The sequence below is a fragment of the Methylomonas koyamae genome (genome assembly GCF_019669905.1).
GTDB lineage: Bacteria > Pseudomonadota > Gammaproteobacteria > Methylococcales > Methylomonadaceae > Methylomonas > Methylomonas koyamae.
In genome coordinates, this window is the sequence record NZ_AP019777.1 from 1,692,935 (window position 1) to 1,713,368 (window position 20,434).

The window sequence follows — 20,434 nt, forward strand, 5'->3', positions numbered from 1 at the left end:
GTATTGGCCGCTTTCTTGGGCCATACTTGAGTGGCAAAACAATGCAAATCCGAAAAATCAATTAGCAAAATCCGAAATTGATCTATGTCTATCACTAAGAAAGTCCACCTGTCGGCGCGAGTGGGGGAATATGCGATCCCGCCCTTGAAAGATATGCTGGTGTTGGGTAACCAATCGCCGATCGGCTGTATTGCCATGCGGCGTGCCATCGAGCTGCTGATCAAAACCCCGTTCGAGCATATCGAGCTGCAGGACGATGTAATTTCGGATATTTTGGTACGCCACCATATTTTGCGGCGGGTTTCTCGCGAAGGCTTGATCGATTTCGTGATGGCGAATCTTAAACCGATGATGGGCCCGGACGAAGTCTTGCACGCGGAACTGGATGTCAGCGTGTTTCTGTCGGACGGCGACTGAAAACCGGATGGAGCGCTTGCTGGTTCGCGATTGTTTATGCGACCCTGTCGTGCGGGTGCTGGAAGAGGAGCGGCCGGACTATGCCTCGGCCACCCAGCCGCTATATGCGGTATTCCGCGACTCGACCGCGACCGGCGCGTTCTGCGGTCTGGTCGCGCCGCAAGACATCATCCAGCATCCGAATTGGATTTTTGCCGATCTTACCGAACACCGGGTTTGCCCGAGCCTCGGGCCGAGCGTCGAAGTTCGCCGTGCCATGACATTGATGAACCAGCAAGGCTTGGAAGCGTTGGCAGTATTGGACGGGCCGAATTTTGTCGGCGCGGTCAGCCGGCAGAGCATCCTCGAGACCCTGCTGAAACGGGAACGCCTGTTGTTGCTGCAGTCGCGCCGTTTGAACCGGTCGCTGGAAACCGAGCGCAACCTAATTCGTTCCTGGTCCGACAAACTGGCCCGCTTACACGAAGCCTCGCGCAGTTTGTTGACAGTGTTGAAGCATACTTCGGTACAAAACGATTTGTTCGAGACCGGTATCGATGCGCTGACCCGGCTATTGGAAGCGCGTTATGGCGCGATCGGCATCCTGGACGAAGCCGGTAAGCTCAGCCATTTCGTTTATACCGGCATCAATGCCGAACTGGCGCAACGCATCGGCCAGTTTCCGCAAGGCAGAGGTTTGTTGGGCGTTGTGATTCAGGACAACGTATCGCTGCGGCTAGCCGACTTATCCACGCATGCCAGCAGCAGCGGTTTTCCCGAGCACCATCCGCCGATGAAATCGTTGCTGGCGGTGCCGATTTCGCACCAGGGCCGCGTCTATGGCCGCATCTACCTGTGCGATAAGGAAAGCGGCGAGCCGTTCAGCGCCAACGACGAAGAACTGGCGCTGAGTTTTGCCTATTCGTTATCCTTGATTTTGGACAACGCCCGTGAAATCGAGGAAGTCAAACAAGCCCGCAAAAGCCTGAATTACATGGCGCATTTCGATGCGTTGACCGGGCTGCCGAACCGGACGCTATTGAAAGACCGTTTCGAACAGGCCATTTCTCACGCCCAGCGCAGCCGGGAGAAAGTCGGCATTCTGTTTTTGGATCTGGACAACTTCAAGGTAATCAACGACACCATCGGCCATACCTCGGGCGATGATTTACTGCGGGCCGTGGCGTCGCGGATCGACCGGTGCCTGCGCGACGGCGATACGGCGGCGCGTCTGGGCGGCGACGAATTCATCGTCATGCTGCCGGATTTGTCCGAGGTGCAGGATGCGGCCAAGGTCGCCGGCAAAATTCTGGAGTCGTTGCATAGCTCGTTCGACATCGACCGCCACGAGGTGTTCGTCAGTTTCAGCATCGGCATCAGCGTCTATCCGGACGATTCCAGGGACATGGAGGGCCTGCTCGCCAACGCCGACAGCGCGATGTATTACGCGAAAAAACTGGGTAAAAACAATTACCAGTTCTTCACGCCGGAAATGAACCGCACCGCGCAGAATTACATGAAGCTGGAAAAGCATTTGCGGCGGGCCATGGAGCAAGGCGAACTCGAGCTTTACTATCAACCGCAGATCGACGTGGCCAGCGGCAAAGTCATCTGTATGGAAGCCTTGATCCGCTGGTTTAGCGCCGAGTTGGGGACGGTGCCGCCGGGAGATTTCATTCCGTTTGCCGAGGAATCCGGCTTGATCGTCCCGATCGGCGCCTGGGTGCTGAAGACGGCCTGCATCCAGGCCAAACACTGGCAACGGGCAGGGCTGCCGCTCCGCGTCGCGGTGAATTTGTCCAGCCGCCAGTTCCACCAGGTGCAAACGGCACAACATGCGCGGCATCCGTTGCTCGACGCGGTATTGGATGCTCTGGACGTCAGCGGCTTGCCGCCGGCTTTGCTGGAATTGGAAATCACCGAAGGCATCTTGATGCGGCAGCTCGATTCGACCATGGAAATCCTCAATATCCTGAAACATCTCGGGGTACGGATCTCCATCGACGATTTCGGTACCGGCTACTCGTCGCTGAGTTACCTAAAGCGGTTTCCGATAGACGTGTTGAAAATCGACAAATCTTTTGTCAACGACATTACCAAAGACCCGAACGACAAGGCGATCGTGTCGGCGATTACCGTGATGGCGCAGCAACTCAAATTGGAAGTGGTCGCGGAGGGCGTGGAAAGCACCGCGCAGATGAACTATCTGCGCGAGCTGCGCTGCAACTACGTGCAAGGCTATTTTTTCAGCAAGCCGCTGGCGACCGGTCAAGTCCTGCCGTTTTTGCGCCAGCGCGGTGCAGAACCGACTGAAGCCGGATTCGTCGCCGTGGAGCGGCGATAAATGCCGCCGGTCATGGAGCGTGGGCAAGGCGGATTGGGCCTCCTGCTCCGATGCGGTCGCCCGTCAGGCGAAATGAAGCCGCCCATGGCAAATGTCCGGCCGGAATCAGCTTTAGGGTGTCGTGAATTTACCAACCGCACCAATCGCGACCGATGCGCTTCGCGCTGTTCGGCATCCTCCGGCCCCGATCAAGAAAACAAGCCGATGGTGCGGCGACCCAAAGCGATACTGGGAATCTCCAGCAAATAGTAGCAAGCCCAGGATAGTAACAATACAACTGCCACCGATAAGCCGTAGCCTCCGAGCCACAACAGCGAGCGGTTACCGGTTACCGCTTGCATCCCATGCAGTATCCGCGGCGTAACGCACAACAACACCAGCATATGAATCAGGTAGGCGCTGTACGAGACGCGACCGATTTGCCGCAGCAACGGCAGCGATAATAGGGCTTGTAACCTTGTCGATGCCACCGCGAACGTTAACAATACGCCTGCCCCCAATCCCGATATGGCCCAGACGATACTCTCCGGCATTGGGATGTTCTGGTATAGCCCGCCCGAGGTATACAGCGCAAAGCCGACCAGCAACAACAGCCGGCGCTGTAAGAATCTGGTTTTGAAATATCCGGCTATCGCTCGGTAATTTCTGGCGATCAGCAAGCCCAGCAAAAAGTGCAATAAAAAAGCCGACACGCCCAGCAGCGAAACTACTAAACAGGCAAAAAAAACCAGCCAGACCGCTCCGCGTTCCACCAATAACAAGCCGACCGGAAGCAATAAGGACAAGGCCAGTTCTATGGTCAATGTCCAAGCCTGCGGCAGCAACACGACGTTTTCCGGCAATTTCAACAGCATCGCCTCGCGCAGCATATCCGTTGCGCTTAACGGATTCGCGCGCCAGATATCGGTAAGCCAAGAACTGGGCGGCAACGCGTTATCTGTAAAAGGTACATCGGTGGCGGCGAGATATAACGCGGCACTGAGCCCCTGCACCACCAAATAGGGCGGCCACAGTCGAAACAAACGGTTGAGTGTGTAATTGACCAAGTTGAAATGTTGCAGGTCCGGATGGCAACCGAGTCGAAAATACTTCAGCGATAAGACCATCCCGCTCAACACAAAAAACATCGAAACCGCCGCGCCGCCGTCCCACCAGAAATTGAAGGGCGGCATGTCCAACACACGCTGGCAAAGCGCATCCCGGCACGGCAAACCGTATGCGATTACGTAATGTTCGGTAATCACTGCCATTGCCGCCAAGCCGCGGATACTGTCCAAATAAGCAACGTGGTTATTGTTCGCCACAACCCTTACCTCTGCCGCGGGCGCTAAATTTTTCGCCGATCCAGCGGATGGCTGTTAAACGCCTTACGCGCCTGCTGCCAATGCTCGATGACGGCCTCGATCCGGTTGGCATTGGTCGGTGCCAATTGAGTAAAACACTCGCTACTGCGGACGAAGGACGCCAAAAAATCGGCCATGATGCGTTGTTGGGTAAGGTATTGAGCAATCGCATCGTGCTTGCGGGCAATCTCGGCCTGGGTCAAATCCAGGCAAATCCGGCGATGGCCGCGCGCCGGCAAATTGTCAGGCAAATGCATCGGTTCGTTGCTCCAATCCTGGGCTATACCCCAATCGGAACCCTTGGGCCAATGCGGCCAGTGCACCAAGTAAGCCAACATTTTCGGGTCGATGCGTTCGTTTTGCGTTTGCGCTCGCCATTCGTGTACGGCCAGCAAGGCAAACATACCCAAACCGGCGTGGTCGGAATCGTCCTCCATAACGTCCGGAAAACTGATGATGGTCGGCTTGGTCTCTTTCATGGTCGCCACCAATTCGCCGACCAAATCTTTGCCGTCTTGGGCATTGCCCCAATCCAGGCTGTCGCGGTACGGCACGTGGTCGAAGCCGGTAAACCGGGATCGAAACGGGCTGTTACGCCGCCAATGCGACACCAGGGCGGCGTAGATCGCGCCGTCGGAAAACCCCATCAAATCCAGGTGCAGGAAACCGCCGCCCAAAATCTGAGCTGCGCGGCGCGACTCGTCCAGGCGCTTCTCGCCGAACGCCAAATAATCGGCCGGCGATAATCGGCTTTTCCCGGTGTCCATTTTGACGGCATCGACGTAGGCATCGCCCGAAGTGACGACGACGGCCCTTACCGATCCGCCCTTGGCAAACACGCGCTGGATCAAACCCGCGGAACTCAGGCTCTCGTCGTCCGGATGGGGTGCCAACACCAACAAACGTTCGCCGTTGCCGACTTCCAATTTCGATTCTTGCGCCAAAGCCGGCGCTATCGTCAAAGCCAGCCAGCAAGCGACAATGCCAAATCCGCTACGCCATCTCATGATAAACCTCCACTGCAATCCCAAATTACTTGATCCGGCTAATGCGTTGCTCGCGAACCGAACGTTAAATTCACCCACGCCAAACCGATTCGCCAGCACAAGGCTTAAGCCTCCGAAACTTTGCCAACATTCGCCGGCTTGGATCGCCTGTTCGGAGTTTTCATAGACAAGCAATAACAGCTAAGCCATTGACGGCCTCCCAGACGGTATGTTTTCTAAGCCGGCAACCCAAGTGCATTCGATATCAACCGCAAACAGCAAAGCAAAATTTTCGCCAACTCTGTTCTGGCAGCTCGAAATACCTGATCGATTGTCCCGCCTCAATTACATTGGTATTTCGTTGTTGCGGGCCGATCTAATCGCAGCCCGAGATGAAACGGCTTTCGAATAGCCGGCTGAAGCGGTCATCGACTCGAGCCCGATGCGCTCCGTCCGGCTAAATGTGCGACCAATCTTCCAGAGATTGGCCCGAATTATGCCGCTTGGAATAGTGAGGCCCGGTAGTCCTTAAAACAGGTGATTTCCGCTATCCGCTACCAAATCCACCGTTTGCGGAAATAGTGATTGGTGCAGATCAACCAATAATTAGCGTTGGCGGCATCGATAACAAATTTAGCTACTTCGTCGTCAATATTCGACCTGCCAGTTTCAGCCATGCCGGGTTGAAATGATGTGAGATTGTGTGGGAGGGGGAGATACACGCCAAATTGTATGGTGGGCAATCGATAGGCCAAACCGACGACAGGATAATATTTTCCTCGTGCAGCGAGTTCGAGCGGCCGCAATCGCTACCAACCTCCAAGCCGAGTGCCCGGAGCCGATAGCCTCGATGCCCGCTGGGATCGTCAATTTAACGCCTGGCCAAGCGATTCGTAATGCGAGAACGCATCGCGGACATCGTTGCGCAAGGCCTCGTCGTCCCAGGGCTTGGTGTGGAACTTGTATATCTCGCCGCGATTGATAGCCTCGGTAACCGTCGACAAATCGGTGTAACCAGATAAAACCATACGCACAGTGCGCGGATGCATGACTTTGACGCGCGCCAGAAACTCGGTACCGGTCATGTTGGGCATGCGCTGGTCGGCGATAATCACCTTCACGACATGATTGGCCATCAAATCCAGCGCTTCTTCGCCGCTGCGTGCCATCAGAACCTCGTAGCCGTCGCGATGAAACAAGCGCTTCAGTGCCGACAAAATATTCCGGTCGTCGTCGACTAACAAGATATGTTGTTTGTGTTCCGGGACAGGCAGGTCCAGCAAGCTGCCGGATTGGATTAAGCGGGATACCTCGGCGGCGGGTAGCGGCCGGCTGAAGTAATAGCCCTGAATCTGGTCGCATTTCAAGGCGCGTAGGTAATTGGCCTGAGCTTGGGTTTCCACGCCTTCGGCGATCACCGTCAGACCCATGCTGTGCGCCATCGCAATCGTGGCTTGGACAATGACGGCATCGTTGGGGTCCGTCGTGAAATGGTCGACAAAGCTCTTGTCGATCTTCAGCTTGTCTACCGAAAACTGTTTCAGATACGCCAGCGACGAATAACCGGTACCGAAATCGTCTATCGAGAGCTTGATACCGACGGCCTTCAACCTTTGCAACAGATTCTGGGTTTCGCTGACGTTGCTCATCAGCAGGCTTTCGGTCAGTTCCAGCTCCACACAGCGGGCCGGCAGCCCGAAGTCGTGCAATAGCTTCTGAATCGAATCGACCAAACAACCGGTCTGCATTTGCATTGCCGAAGCATTGACCGCGACCGTGAAAAATTGGTCGGCCAATCCGGCATCCTGCCATTCCCGCATCTGGCCGATGGCCCGCTGCAAAATCCAGTCGCCCAACGGCAGAATCAATCCGGACTCCTCGGCCAGCATGACAAATTTACCCGGCGGCAGAAAGCCTTGAAGCGGGTGGTTCCAGCGCACCAAGGCTTCCAGCCCGACGATTTTGCCGGTGGTAAGGGAGACCTGGGGCTGGTAATACAGCTCGAATTCGCCGCGCTCTATGCCGTGGCGCATATCGTTGGTCAGGGCAATTTTCGACAGCAACAAGTCGTTCATTTCCCGTTCGAAGAAGCGCAAACCGGAGACTTTGTCGGTCTTGGCATGATTCAAGGCAATGCCGGCGCGCTGCACCAATTGGTGGGCGGCGATACCGTCGGTCGGATAGAAACTGATGCCGATTTTGGCTTCGAGATGGATCTCGTGTTCGGCCAACAGCACGGGCTCGGACACGGCCAATTGCAAATTCTCCGCAAACTCCTTGGCCTCCAACACGCTTTTGACCAACGGAAAGGCGATGGCGAAATTGTCTTTGGCCATGCGGGTGACGATACCTTCGTTGCCGGCGGTTTTGACCAGTCGGCTGGCGACAATCTTCAGGGTTTGATCGCCAATCTCATAGCCGTAGCTGTCGTCGATGGTGTGGAAGCTTTCGATATCCAGCCGCACCACGGCAATCTCATAGTCCTGGCTCGCGGCAAGATCGATCGCCGCGGACAACAACTCCTCGAAATAAGGCTGGTTCGGCAAACCGGTCACCGTATCGTAACGGGACAATTCGGTAATGCGGGCCTGCATCGCCTGGGTTTCGGTCAGATCGTTGACAATCTCCACGAACAGCGGCGGTTGGTCGGCGCTGATTTCCAGCCGCACGTCAACCGGGTAGTAACTGCCATCCTTGCGCCGATGCCGGCTGATGAAATCGCAGTGGCGCTTGCTTCCGGCGCGTAGCGGCGCGACCAACTTTTCGAAGCTTTCCGCGCTGAACTCGGGCTTGAGATCCAGCGGCGTCATCCGCTCCAATTCTTGCAGCGAATAGCCCAGATTATTGCGGGCGCCTTGATTGACGTCGATGAAGCGTAAGCTGCGGCTATCGAAGGTATAAATCTCATTGGTGGAGCGTTCCAACACCTGGCTGAAGCGGGCGGCTTTATTTTCGGCGCGCTTGCGCTGAACGATACGCCAAAGCGCACTGGCGATTAGCTGGACGGTTTCGACGTCCAGCTCCGAATAAGCGCAGGGTTTATCGCCAACGCCGGCCAGCATGACGACCTTGCCGTTTTCGATAACCGGCACCGAGATCAGACGCGACAGGTCGGACAGGCCCGCCGCCGCGCCGTCGCTAATCGGCCTGCAATCGTTGAACACGACCGGCCGGCGTTGTCTGAGCGAATCCGCCCAAATCCCGGCCTGGCTGAGCGGATAGCGGTTACCGAGAGCGGCGGGGCATTCGGGCGCCTGGGCTTGCTGCGATCCGGCCACCCATTCGATCATCTGCTCGTCTTCATGCACAAAATGGATAAATCCGCTCCGGCTGGCCGTCAGTTGCGCCGCCAGCGCCTGGCCGTGCTGCATCAACGCGACTTCGCTGAGTTCTTCCGACGCTTTCGGTAGCTCCAGCAGGGCTTGGGCGCGCCGCGCCTGTAAAATCAGTTGTTGTTCGTTGGCGATCCGCTGGGTGACGTCGATGCCGACCCCATCCCAAACCACGCCGTTATCGGCCTGCCGTTGCGGGCTGGACTGGAACGCCACCCAGCGCTGGGAACCGTCCGCCAAGTTAAACAAATAGTTGCCGCGGTAGACGCTTAACTCGAGAGAGCTCTTGGTTTCCGCCGCATTGTGGTCGGCAAGCGATTCCGGCGCGATCTGGCGGGTAAACAGCGTCATGTCGTTCAGCACCTGCGCCGGCTTTAGCCCGTGCAATTTTTCAAATCCGGCGCTAAGGTAGCGAAATCTGGCCTGTCCATCCGGGGTTAGTTCGTAGCGGTAGACATAGCCTTCCGGCAGGTTGTCGCCGATGGCCCGCAATTGCGCTTCGTGTTCGCTCAGTGCCCGTTCCGCTTCGAGCCGGGCGGTGATGTCGTGCAATAAGCCGTGAATCTCTAACACTTCGCCATGGGCGTTTCTAGTCAGCCGTTTAAAGTCTTCCAGCCACAGCCAGTGGCCGTCGGCATGGCGCAGCCGATACTCCTGGCGAAACTCGTCGGTTCCCGCGGCAATGTGCTGGTGGATTTCGGCATGGATCCGCGCACGGTCGTCCGGGTGGACCAATTCATCGAATGCTAAGGTTCCGTAACGCAGCGTCTCCGGCGTATAGCCCCAGGCTACGCTATTGCGGCTGACATAATTGACCGGCCAGCCTTCGACATTGCGCCAGGTCATCGCGATCACCGGCGAGCGGCTGACGATCGCTTCCAACTGGCGCAGTTCGGCGCTGCGCAGCTCGACCAATTGCTCGAATTGGTGGTTGAGCCGGCTCAGTTCCAAGTGGGTGCGCACCCGCGCCCGCACTTCGTCTATATCGAAAGGTTTGGTGATGTAATCGGCGGCGCCGATCGCGAAACCGCGTACCTTGTCGGCCGTTGCATCGACCACGCTGACAAAAATCACCGGAATGCGGGTGCCGATGGCGGTGGCCTTGATCCGCCGGCACACCTCGTAACCGTCCAAATCGGGCATGACGATATCGAGAAGCACCAGGTCCGGCGGGTTGGCGCCGTTGACAATGTCCAGCGCGCGGTAGCCGTTGTTGGCGACCATGATCCGGTATTCCGTTTTCAATACCTCCGCCAATTCGTGAATGTTATCCGGGATGTCGTCAACCAGCAGCAAGGCCGGGCGCTCTTCCCGGATCGCGATGCGTTCGCTCAACGATAGCAGCGGCTTGCGGCGATAGCGGCGCAACTCGAGCTGGGTCAATATGCGTTGCTTGAGCAGGTCGGGATTGACCGGTTTGGTGATGTAATCGACGGCCCCCAATCTCAGTCCCTCGGCTTCGTCGGCGGTTTCCGACAAGGCCGTGACGAAGATCACCGGAATGTCGGCGGTACTCGGATCGGCTTTCAGCCGGCGCAACACTTCGTAGCCATCCATGCCCGGCATTTTGATATCCAGCAACACCAGTTCCGGGCCGGGTAGGCGCGTGGCCAATTCCAGCGCCTTTTCGCCCGTGGTGGCGGCCATCACGGCGTAATCGTCGCGCAGGATGCTTAATAGCGCGTGCAGATTCTCGTTGACGTCGTCGACGATCAGAATGCGGGGCTTGCTATGGTTGGACTCTGCCATGTGATTTTTGCGATTCAATCAGTGCCGGCTTGTCAGGCGTTGTTGTAAGCCGGCCAGTAGGATCAGGGCTTGATCGATGTTAAACGCATCGACCTGAGCAGCAATCTGATTGACTTCAGATTCGAATTGTCCGCCCGCCGCAGCCAAGCGTAATTCGGCCATTAGCGTTTCGGCGGCTCCCAAATCGGTTTCCAACACGGCCGCCAGCGCATGGATTATAGCCAGTATTTCGGCCTGAGACCGCCGCGTCCCGGCCGGTGGCTCGGGCAGCGGCTGTTCGGCGAGACTGTCGATGTCTTCGATTACATGGCCTAATAACTGCTGCAGGCGGTCGATATCGGCGTTTTCCGGACTTTGTTGCCGCTTCAGTAGGCTGTCGATTTGAGTGACGGATTCGTATAGTTTGTTGGCGCCGAGATTGCCCGCCACGCCTTTCAGCGCATGGCAATAGTTTTCCGCCGCCGGCAGTTGGTTGGCTTGCAACAAGCGCCGCAGTTCCGAAACCGCATCGGTGTAATGTTCGCGAAAGCGTTTCAATTGTTTGCGGTACGCCGCTTCCTTGCCGCCGATGCGGCGCAAGCCTTCGCCGACTTGCAAGCTTTGCAGCGCCAGCAAATCGGCGGAACAATGGCCGGTTCGCGGCGACGCAGCACTACTCGGCGTCGCATCGCCAGCCGCCTTGCTTGGCAACCATTTGCGCAGGCAGGCGAACAAACGCTCCGGCTCGACCGGTTTGCTGATATGGTCGTTCATGCCCGCGGCCAGACTATGCTCGGTATCGCTGGCCATCGCCAACGCCGTCATCGCGATAATCGGCAAGCGGGCAAAGTACTCGTCGCCGGTTTGCCGCGCCAATGCCCGAATCCGCCGGCTGGCTTCCAAACCGTCCAAGACCGGCATCTGAATATCCATCAACACGCAATCGTAACGTTGCTGCTGCACCATTTTTACGGCTTCCTCGCCGTCCATCGCCTGATCCGCCTGTATATCCACGCTGCGTAATAACTCGATAGCAAACTCGCGGTTGATGGCATTGTCTTCCACCAACAGCACCAAACAGCCCGAAAAATTGGGGGCGGCGGCCGGCCGGCCGGCCGATGCCGCGCTATGCGCCGGTTGGTCGGGAAGGCGGCCGCGGCCGAGCACCGACAAAATGGTGTCCAGCAATGCCGAAGGCGATACCGGCTTGACTAAAAAGCCGTCCACGCCGGCTTGGCGGGCCAGCAGCATCACATCTTCCCGGCCATAGGCAGTGACCATGACGACCTTCGGTTGCCGGGCAATCGCGCTGTTGGCGTGAATGCGCAGCGTCGCTTCGTCGCCATTCATGCCGGGCATGCGCCAATCCATCAATACCAGATCGAACGGCCGGTCGGCTGCCGCTTCCAATTGCCGAATAGCCGCCAAGCCGCCGGTGGCGACACTGACCTCCAGTTGGAAATAACCCAGCATCTCCGCCAAAATTTCGCGGGAGACTTCGTTGTCGTCGACCACTAACACCCGCAGCCCTTTCAGCAAGGGGCCGGTCTGCAAATACAATTCGTGGCGGTGGGCTTCGGCCTGCAACGAGACCGGCAATTGAATCGTGCAACACATGGTGGTGCCTTTGCCGGGCTGCGAATCTTCGATCCAGATCCGGCCGCCCATCATCTCGACCAAATGTTTACTGATCGCCAAGCCCAGCCCGGTGCCGCCAAAGCGCCGGGTCGTGGATTGGTCGGCTTGGGTAAATTTTTGGAACAGCCGCCCTTGCAGTTCCCGATCCATGCCGATACCGGTATCGCGCACCGAAATTTGGATCGTCGCCACATCTTCTTTTTTGCCGAGCAATCTGAAGCCTAATTCCACTTCGCCGCGTTCGGTAAACTTGAGGGCATTGCCGCACAGGTTCAGCAAGATCTGTTTCAAGCGCAACGGATCGCCCAGTAACATGTTGGGGATGTTGACGTCGTAGCGAATCAGAAACTCGACCCCTTTTTGTTCGGCTTGCAAGCCGATGGCATCGGTGATTTGCTCGAGTACGCCGTCCAGCGCAAATTCGGTGGCTTCGAACTCCAGCTTGCCGGCCTCTATTTTGGAAAAATCCAGAATGTCGTTGATGATGCCCAGCAGCGAATGCGCCGCGCTCTGGGCTTTACTGAGATGGTTATGCAAGCCGGCAGGCAATTCCTGCTTCAAAGCCAGATACAGCATGCCCAAAATGGCATTCATCGGCGTACGGATTTCGTGGCTCATGTTCGCTAAAAACTGGCTCTTGGCCAGCGTCGCCGCTTCGGCGGCTTGACGCGCCTGAACCAGCTCACGGGTGCGCGCCGCCACCAAATCTTCCAGATGATGGCGATACGATTCCAGCTCCTGCGCGACCCGTTTTTTCTCGGTAATGTCTTCTTTGATCGCCAGGTAATGGGTGATTTTGCCGTCCGGCTGGCGCACCGGGGTAATCTGCGCCCATTCGACGTATTCGCTGCCGTCCTTGCGCCGGTTGACCAGTTCGCCGGACCAGCTTTTGCCTTGGGTCAGCGTATCCCACATGGCATCGTAGACGGCTTGGCTGGTGTGCCCCGACTGTAAAATGCGCGGGTTTTTGCCGATTACGTCGTCGCGCTGGTAGCCGGTTACTTCGCTGAAACGGCGGTTTACATACTCGATATCGGCATTCAGGTTGGTGATCACGATGCTGTTGGGGCTCTGTTCCACCGCCAGCCACAGTTTACGCAGTTCCGATTCGGCTTGTTTCAACTCGGTGATGTCGGTAATTACCGCCACCCGACAATTGCGCTCGGAAAAAGTAATGTCATGCGAGCGGGAGATGATGTCTATCGTCGAACCGTCCCGGCGAACATGCCGCCATTCGCCGATATTGGCATAACCGCGCAAACCCGCTGCCAAATCGGCAATGGCCTGTTTCTGCTCGTCCGGATACAGGTCGGTCAGTTTCAATGTCTGCGCCTGCTCCTGGCTGTAGCCGTACAACGCGCTGAAGGCGTCGTTGACCGCCACCATGGCCAGCGAGCCGCGTTCGTAGATCAACATCGGCGCCGGGTTATGGGCAAACAGGTGGCGGAACTGTTGCTCGATTTGTTTGCGTTCGGTGATGTCAGACCAGATCAAGGACAGGTGCTTGCGGCCGCGAATCTCTATCACCTGCAGGCTGACATGGACGTTACGCAGCGAACCGTTCTTATGCCGGCGCAAGGTATCGAACTGAGCCGATCCGGCTCGCATGAACTCGGCGGTCTTCTTGGCGATGGTGTCGGCGTCGAACTCCCCCTGAATATCGGGCAGCCGCAAGCGGGCAAACTCGTCGCGGCTGTAGCCCAAATTGGTGCAGGCGGCATCGTTGAATTCGATGAATTCGAACGTTTGCGCATCGATCAAGGTAATGGCGTCGGTGGCCTGCGAGACAATCGAACTGAAAATGCGTTCGCGATTGCGGGCCGTTTCTTCCCGGCGCCGGCGGCTGATGAAATCGCTGAGCCGCTCCGCCACCGCCTCCAACAAGCCGCGTTTATCGTCCGCAAACAAACCGGGCTGTGGCGCCGGGCTTGGAACCGAACAAGCCACCGTGACGCAGCCCAGCACCTCACCGTCAATGCGAATCGGGGCGGTTTGCACCGCGAGCGGATGTTTAAAATCATCGGTGACGTAGCGCTGGCCGTCCCATTCGATACCCGCCGCAGTGGCTTCCGGCTCGGGCCATGCCGCCGGCAAACATGCCGCGACCGCTTGCAGCACGTCCGCTAGCGGTGTTTGCAAATCCTCGGTGGCACGGAACACCGCGTGCAGACACTTCTGTTCCTTGATCCGCTCGCCCAGGGCAATCTGGGTTTCTCGCAGTTGGGTAATGTCGCGGGCCATGCCCAATACCCCGATCAATTTGCCCTCGCTGTTATTCACCGGGGTCTTGATGGTTTCGTAGAGCGCGGTATGGCTGCCGTCGGCGTGGCTTAGCCATTCCTGATGGCTACTGGGCTTACCGGCGGCCAGGGCTTTCAGGTCATGCCGCCGGTAGGAATCGGCCAGATCGGGAGCGACAAAATCGTAATCGGTTTTGCCGACAATATGCTGTTCCGTGGTGCCGAACAGCGGTTCGAAACTGGGGTTGCACAGCAGATAAACGCCTTCCGGGTTTTTCAACCAGACCTTGTCCGGCATGGCTTTCAATAGGGTTCTGAGCAGTTCCTCGCGGTCGGCCAGGGTTTCCAGCGCCTTGTGGCGTTCGGAAAAATAGCAAGCCAGCGCCATGCCGACCAGCGACAGAACCACCATAAAAAACCAATAATTCAGTGCGTGGTTGTCGCCGAGGCCGGGGTCGATAAACCCCGAGCTTTGCCGTACCAAACCCGACATCGCTTGGCTGGCGGTAATGACCAGGATCAAGGTCGTGGCGCGGTTCCCCAACCGGACCGCGGCCCAACTGACAAACAAAAATATCCAGTAACTTTTGGCATAGCTGCCGAGGCTATCGTGGAACCAATCCAGGAATACCAATTGGCCGGCCATCACATTCATTGCCACGATCAAAACCGCCTCGAGCAAGCGTGTTCGGCCATGCAGTTTGCCTGGATGCTTGTTCCATACCAGCAGTAGCGGCGTCGTCAAAATCACGCCCAGCGTGTCGCCCATCCACCAATGCAACAGAGTGGTCAGGAAATTGTGCGGGCTAATGATGCCCGAGCCCAACAAGGTCAACGATCCGACAAGCGCCGGCAACGAACAGGCCAGTACCCCGCCCAAACCGATCAGCAGCATATAATCGCGCAGCGTGGGCAAACTGTGGTCGAAATTTTGCCTACGGCGCAGCAACCAGGCGCCCAGCCAGGTGCCGGCGGTACTGCCGAGCGAGATCACGGCTGCTGCCGGCCATGTCTTGCCCTGCAATACATTCAGCGCCAACGCGCCCAGCAATATCGCGAAGACGTAGCGCCAGCCGCCCAGCAACAGCGCGGCTAACGCAAATCCGCTAGCCACAAAAAATACGCTGGCGGTGCCGTTCGGGGCAAAGTACAGCAAAGCCAATCTAGCCGTTAGCCAATACATTGCCGCAACCGCAAGCCACCTTAGCGGCATCGGCAACGCTATATTGCGCAGATAATCGTTGAAAGTTGGGTATCCAGCCATCAAGGTCCTTGAGTCACGGGCTCCGGAATGAAAGCAAAGCATAGCTCAGCTATCGACAGACTTTAGCAAGGAGCGCGATGAAACGGAAAGGGCAGCGGAATAAACCCCGGGTGGCGGCGAGCTTTGCGTTCCGCTTGGATTGGTTTGGAACCGCCGGCGGCATGGGATCGACTCTGTGAAACCGCGGCAAAGCTGAGCGGCTTGCGCGGTAGAGCTTGGTCTTGGGTAAGCGCGGGACGGATCAATTTGCTGCTAGCGCAACGCCGGCGGTGCATTGACCGCACCTAACCGGCATCTCAGCGCCGGTGTCTGTCAGCCACCGTCTAATTCAATCGCTCAGTTGATTTGGTTTAACACGTCTTCTTCGGTGTAAAAGCGGTTTTCGGTAATGATATCCGCGGCGATGCGGTTGTTGAGCAGATTGTCGACGTCGTCCAGCACGCGGTCGACGATGGCCGAGATTTCGGCGCGCTCAGCCGATTTCTGCAGGGCGTTACCCCAGATCCCGACATGGCGGGTCGTGATGCGGCGTACGGCATTGTCCTTGGCCCATTCCGCGGCGATGGCGATGCCCAAACGGTGCAGTTTGCCTGCTATCTCGGGTTTGGCGGCCGGGTCGGCGATTTTGGCCGCCAAATCCTGGCTGATTCGGTTCCAGCCGGTCGGATACAGCTCCCAGCCCTGGTAAAAACGTTCGACCCAGGTCAGGTATTGTTCCAGGCTTTGCCGCTCGGCATTGCGCCGGTCTTGCCGGTAATGCTCGGTAAACTCGGCTTGGGCCGGCAAGGTTTCCGGCCAAGCGGATTGGCGCAGCGGCTCGGCGGCACAACCCCAAAGCCAGCTTATCGCCAAAAAAATTAGAACGCGCAGTGTCATGGCATCGGGTCCGGCGGCAATAAAGCTCGGATTTTAGGGGGCGGCCATGACAGCAGGATTAAGGTCCGGTTACGATTATTTGACGTCGGCCGGCATGGTCCGGCTCAAAACAATTCGAAGCGGGCCAGGTAGCCGAAGTGGTCCGATACGCTCGGATAAAACTCGTCGTTGAAAATCGGCGCCATTTCCCGCACCCGCAGCGGATGGCCGTTGCGTTTGAAGATGTAATCGATGCGCCGTGGCGGACTGTGGCGCCAGCCGTCGATCTGGCCGCGAAAGGTCGGTTCGTAAAACCGCTGCGGGTGCAGTTCGTGGTACTGGTCTATGTATTCGCCGTTGCCGACGATGTGTTGGTAAGCCTGCTCGCCGGCCGGCGCATTGAAATCGCCGACGATCAGGTCGCCTCTGACGCCGAAATGCTGGCGCGAGGCGATCAGCCGTTTCAGGTTGGCGTATTCCTGGTGGAAGCCATGGTGGGCCCAGCTCAGATGCACGTTGGCGATGTGCAGCAGGCCGAAGCGGGGCAGGTCGATGCAACTGACGGTGACGTTGCGCGACATGTAGTGGTCTTTACTGCAATTGTGCGAGACGTAAGCGGAATAATTGTGTCGTAGCGGATGCCGGCTCAATATCGCCGTGCCTTCCCGCCACCGTTGAAAGCCGATGTGGCTCCAGTCCTGATGAATGTGGAACCAATGTCCCCATTCCCGCAAGCGCCGGCAAATCCGAAACGCCATGTTCGACGGCACCTCGCCGTAAGGCTGGGCGATGGGGTCGTGCCGGTATTCGCCGACCTCCTGAAAGCAAATCGCGTCTATGCCTTGCTGGGCCACCGCCTCGGCGATGATGTGCACCTCGCGTTCGTGCAGGTGCATGGTTTCGAAACCATTGTGGCGCGGGTGCTGCTGGTAAGTATGCAGATTCAGCGTCAACAGCGAAAACACCGGCGCTCCGACAGCCGTGCGGCTTAACCCAATTTGGCGAATTCGGTTTGCAGCGTGGCCAAAAAAGTCTCCCGCGCTACCTGGGCGATGCCTAATTGTTGTTGCAAGCGCTGGATTTCGGCATCGACGATTTGCAGATTGGCCAGTTGGGCTTTGGCCAAGTCGCTGAGGCTATCGATAGGATGGGTTTTGTCGCCTATGGTCAGGGTCGGAGTTGCGGTGTTTGCGTCGGTCATCGAAGTTTTACTGAAAGTAGTCGAAAATGCCGGTTCGGGCGCTGCGCCGAACCGCATTCCAGTCTAACCGCAAAATGTTACAGCTTCGTTATTACCTATTCCGATCAAGCCAGCCACTGATCCCAAGCCAAAGCCGGTCCAGGGATTCCAAGCGCAGAGCCAATAACCATTTCGATATGGTTGCGCAAGTACGACGTAAGGTTTTTAGCGGCTGAGAATTGTCGTAATCGACCCATAACTTCCGGTCGCCTATGATTTTACGCTTCCCTAAACCGGTCATTCGAGACGTATCGAAAACAAATGTCTGATCATTAAAGAAAAGCAGTCTGTCAGTTTCAGAAAATAATCTTCAGTTATCGCCCTCCTTCAAAGTTTGTACTGTTATTTAGAGCTATAGGCTTTCTTGCACGTTTTATACTGTGCGTTAACGTTTCCCATGCAATGCTGGCCCAGCGCTTTTTAGCGGTAGTTATCTTTGCTCGCTCGATATTGCCATCCCAATCAAAAATGGTAACGGAAATGTTGCATCTGTTGAAAGCAGCGACTTCCGTAATGCTCGGTACTTCCTGATGTAGTAGCAATCGGAATCACTGCACGGAATTGACACCTCGAATAACTCAGTCTTACTCTGATAGGATAGCCGGATGCCTACGGTTTCCTCACTGCCGACCACCTGTGATGAATGGTCCTGCCGGACGTATGTTTTTATGCACGAGGTAACCGCAGTTCTCCAAGCGCCTTGACTCCCGCGTGGGTAAATTGGTCAACAGCGAACCCTGTTACGAATGCGGTCAGATAAGCCTGCCAGCCTCCCCATGAGGGATTGTCAATCCATACGCCCTGGACAATGACAATAGATGCCACGACAAGAACAATCAAGCTGATGACAAAGTCCATGATGCCGATCTTCTGCGCAATATCCGTTGGGGAACTGAGGCTTAACGATTCCAATGGAGGCAAATAATCAATTACGCCGATGATATCGAATGCAGTTGCAGGTCTGGATGTCATGTCGCCAACAAGATCCACGGGCGCGCCAAGATCCATAGCCGCTCCAGCAGGATGGATGACTGCATCGTTGAAAAGTTTTCGTGCTTCGTCAAGCTTTGCCCACGCCGTCTTGTAGTCTTTGCTTTCGCTCGCCACCTCCATCTCATTTAAAGCATTCTCAATTTTGACTTCTGAACTACCGGCGGGAAGGCTATCTCTTGACGCCCGCCTGATAGCCGCACCGAATGTGTTGAGGTAATTTTGTGTTGCCTCAACCAACAGATCCATCGCCTTTTCCGGCTTCGACGCAAGCCTGATTTTTTCACCGAGCTCAGAGGTGGAGGCCAGCAGTTTCTTCCAGTCTTCCGGATCAAGGCCTGGTGGCTGCTGAATGGGAGGCTGACCGGCAGGCGTTTCGACACGGGCACGGAGGTCTGCTGCCATGATGTTGATGTAACGAAGATGAACCACGTCGAATGCACCTACTGCGGCATCCAGTTCTCCGGAGTTCACTTTCGCCAACACCGGTTGCAGGGAGTTACGAAGATCGACAAGGATTTGACGTGGGTCTTTCGCCAGTTCCGCGTCCAGCGTATCTACAGCAAGAGTGAGCGCGTCGATGACCTTTGTCCGTAGGGTCTTTGGGAGTTTATTTATTTTATCGATTGCATCCTTGACTGTCGCAGCGTCGGGTTCATCCGCTATGAATGCATCGCGCGCAGTATCGAGATCCTTCATCAGAACATCCCGGACCGATACCGGCCGCACAGCTAAGAGTTGATTATGGAGTCCGGTCCATTTCGTGAGCGAGGGGATGATGCTCTCATAGACATCAAATTCATTGGTGATCGGAATTCGGCTCGATCTGGCCTTCTCCCATTTGTCCTGCATGCTCTGCTTGACCTTGGCAATGATGTCGACCGCTTCCATATTACCTTTAGCTCTCTCGGCAGCTTCGGCAAGCTGCACAAGCAGACTGGCGACCCGTTGCTGTACGAGGAGGCGTGGGCGGATCTTACCAGCATAGTCCTGAACGATCAGGGATAGGAATACCCCTAGGAAAACCAGCAAAAATGCGACCCAAACAGACCTTCGCGCGTATATCTTTATCGGTATGTCAATTGGAGAATAATCAGTCGATTGAAAACGAAGCTTTGCCTCATAAAACCCTGGCTTACCAAGATTGACCAGCTTTGCCTCGAACTTCTTTGTTTCATTGGCTGACACCTGAATATTCTTGCCGTCCCCGTAGGATTTTAAGGCCATCGTAGAAGATATGCTGGAAGGCGAATCGGCTTTTGTTGTCCATGTTGGATAGATGAGTTGCGGACTGCTGATGGTTGTTTGCCTTCCTGTACCATAGATGCTTATTGTTAATGGGACTGTATCGATATCGTCGAACCAAAAGTTTTCAATTTGCATTGCAAATGGTCCAAGAACTTCTATCGGTGGCGGCGTTAGTTTCCGTGTAACAGTTATCACTACCGTCAAAAGCGGTTTCTTTGGCTCTGAGTCAAGCGATGCATGAACAAGGGCTCTGTAAGTGCCAGCAGCAGTGAACCTCGCCTTTAGGAAAATGCGCTTGGGGGTTTTTGAAACAAGCTCAAACTGGCACGGAGTTTTGTCCTTGTCTGTTTCTACTGTGGAACACCCTTCAAATTCCGGTTTAATCAAATCGACAATTCCGAGGGAAAACTCTGTTGCGTTAATTTGCAGGCTCACGGGATCCTTAGAGTCGGTCTTAAACGTGAGAGGAATGGCGACGTCTGAAACCGTGTCAGCAGTTAGGGAAATCTCATTTTTGCCATCCATCTCTGAAATACTGATAGATGGCTTTGCCGGGTTCTGATCTCCGTTAGCTGTAGCTACTGTGAGTACTGCCTCAACCGAATAAACGACGATGAGCAACGCAAAAATGGACAGAGAATGTTTGAGCATAAATCAATCTCCTGATTATCAGATAAGTCACTGCTTATAAAAGGCTACCAGATTTTGTTCTTGCCCCCGGTTTACTGATTTCAGACTCCGATTCAAGCCATTTTCAGACACGTGTAAATCGAATCGGCTTTTCAACTACAAACTGCCGTAAAGTAAGATCCCTCTTTTTAGAATCTTCC

General features: G+C 56.0%; 10 protein-coding genes. 2 read left to right on the forward strand and 8 right to left on the reverse strand.

The features are described 5' to 3' along the window. Window positions 1–84: 84 nt before the first annotated feature. Both MKFW12EY_RS08105 and MKFW12EY_RS08110 read left to right on the forward strand, forming a co-directional pair. Complete coding sequence (locus MKFW12EY_RS08105) at window positions 85–417, forward strand: hypothetical protein (protein ID WP_054760312.1); 333 nt, start codon at window positions 85–87, stop codon at window positions 415–417. Window positions 418–424: 7 nt separating this feature from the next. Next, the gene (locus MKFW12EY_RS08110) at window positions 425–2,740 is read left to right on the forward strand and encodes an EAL domain-containing protein (RefSeq protein WP_221054328.1); all 2,316 of its coding nucleotides are present in this window, start codon (window positions 425–427) and stop codon (window positions 2,738–2,740) included. Window positions 2,741–2,928: 188 nt separating this feature from the next. On the opposite strand, the gene MKFW12EY_RS08115 is transcribed toward MKFW12EY_RS08110, so the two are convergent. The 8 genes from MKFW12EY_RS08115 to MKFW12EY_RS08150 all read right to left on the reverse strand — a co-directional run bounded on the left by MKFW12EY_RS08115 (window position 2,929) and on the right by MKFW12EY_RS08150 (window position 20,255). Beyond that, window positions 2,929–4,044: an acyltransferase family protein gene (locus MKFW12EY_RS08115; protein WP_221054329.1), complete on the reverse strand. Its 1,116-nt coding sequence runs from the start codon at window positions 4,042–4,044 to the stop codon at window positions 2,929–2,931. Window positions 4,045–4,067: 23 nt separating this feature from the next. Then, window positions 4,068–5,090, reverse strand: a complete 1,023-nt coding sequence (locus MKFW12EY_RS08120; protein ID WP_054760317.1) for a PIG-L deacetylase family protein — start codon at window positions 5,088–5,090, stop codon at window positions 4,068–4,070. Between the two features lie 845 nt (window positions 5,091–5,935). After that, complete coding sequence (locus MKFW12EY_RS08125; protein WP_221054330.1) at window positions 5,936–10,150, reverse strand: EAL domain-containing protein; 4,215 nt, start codon at window positions 10,148–10,150, stop codon at window positions 5,936–5,938. An 18-nt stretch (window positions 10,151–10,168) separates the two neighbouring features. After that, window positions 10,169–15,190: a PAS domain S-box protein gene (locus MKFW12EY_RS08130; RefSeq protein ID WP_221054331.1), complete on the reverse strand. Its 5,022-nt coding sequence runs from the start codon at window positions 15,188–15,190 to the stop codon at window positions 10,169–10,171. Window positions 15,191–15,607: 417 nt separating this feature from the next. Next, on the reverse strand, window positions 15,608–16,147 hold the full coding sequence (locus tag MKFW12EY_RS08135; protein WP_221054332.1) for a hypothetical protein: 540 nt from the start codon (window positions 16,145–16,147) through the stop codon (window positions 15,608–15,610). A gap of 104 nt (window positions 16,148–16,251) precedes the next feature. Further along, a complete protein-coding gene (locus tag MKFW12EY_RS08140) occupies window positions 16,252–17,091 on the reverse strand; it encodes an endonuclease/exonuclease/phosphatase family protein (RefSeq protein ID WP_245006464.1) in 840 nt (279 codons plus the stop codon). A gap of 23 nt (window positions 17,092–17,114) precedes the next feature. Further along, window positions 17,115–17,327 carry a DUF6447 family protein gene (locus MKFW12EY_RS08145; protein WP_054763010.1) on the reverse strand — a complete coding sequence of 71 codons (213 nt, stop codon included), beginning with the start codon at window positions 17,325–17,327 and terminating at the stop codon, window positions 17,115–17,117. Between the two features lie 705 nt (window positions 17,328–18,032). Beyond that, window positions 18,033–20,255, reverse strand: coding sequence for a hypothetical protein (locus MKFW12EY_RS08150; RefSeq protein ID WP_221054333.1), 2,223 nt, complete (start codon window positions 20,253–20,255; stop codon window positions 18,033–18,035). Between the last annotated feature and the right edge of the window lie 179 nt (window positions 20,256–20,434).

Coding starts and splice junctions, on each gene's coding strand:
- MKFW12EY_RS08105 (WP_054760312.1), top strand. CDS start 85: ATGTCTATCACTAAGAAAGTCCACCTGTCGGCGCGAGTGGGGGAATAT.
- MKFW12EY_RS08110 (WP_221054328.1), top strand. CDS start 425: ATGGAGCGCTTGCTGGTTCGCGATTGTTTATGCGACCCTGTCGTGCGG.
- MKFW12EY_RS08120 (WP_054760317.1), bottom strand. CDS start 5,090: ATGAGATGGCGTAGCGGATTTGGCATTGTCGCTTGCTGGCTGGCTTTG.
- MKFW12EY_RS08125 (WP_221054330.1), bottom strand. CDS start 10,150: ATGGCAGAGTCCAACCATAGCAAGCCCCGCATTCTGATCGTCGACGAC.
- MKFW12EY_RS08130 (WP_221054331.1), bottom strand. CDS start 15,190: ATGTATTGGCTAACGGCTAGATTGGCTTTGCTGTACTTTGCCCCGAAC.
- MKFW12EY_RS08135 (WP_221054332.1), bottom strand. CDS start 16,147: ATGACACTGCGCGTTCTAATTTTTTTGGCGATAAGCTGGCTTTGGGGT.
- MKFW12EY_RS08145 (WP_054763010.1), bottom strand. CDS start 17,327: ATGACCGACGCAAACACCGCAACTCCGACCCTGACCATAGGCGACAAA.
- MKFW12EY_RS08150 (WP_221054333.1), bottom strand. CDS start 20,255: ATGCTCAAACATTCTCTGTCCATTTTTGCGTTGCTCATCGTCGTTTAT.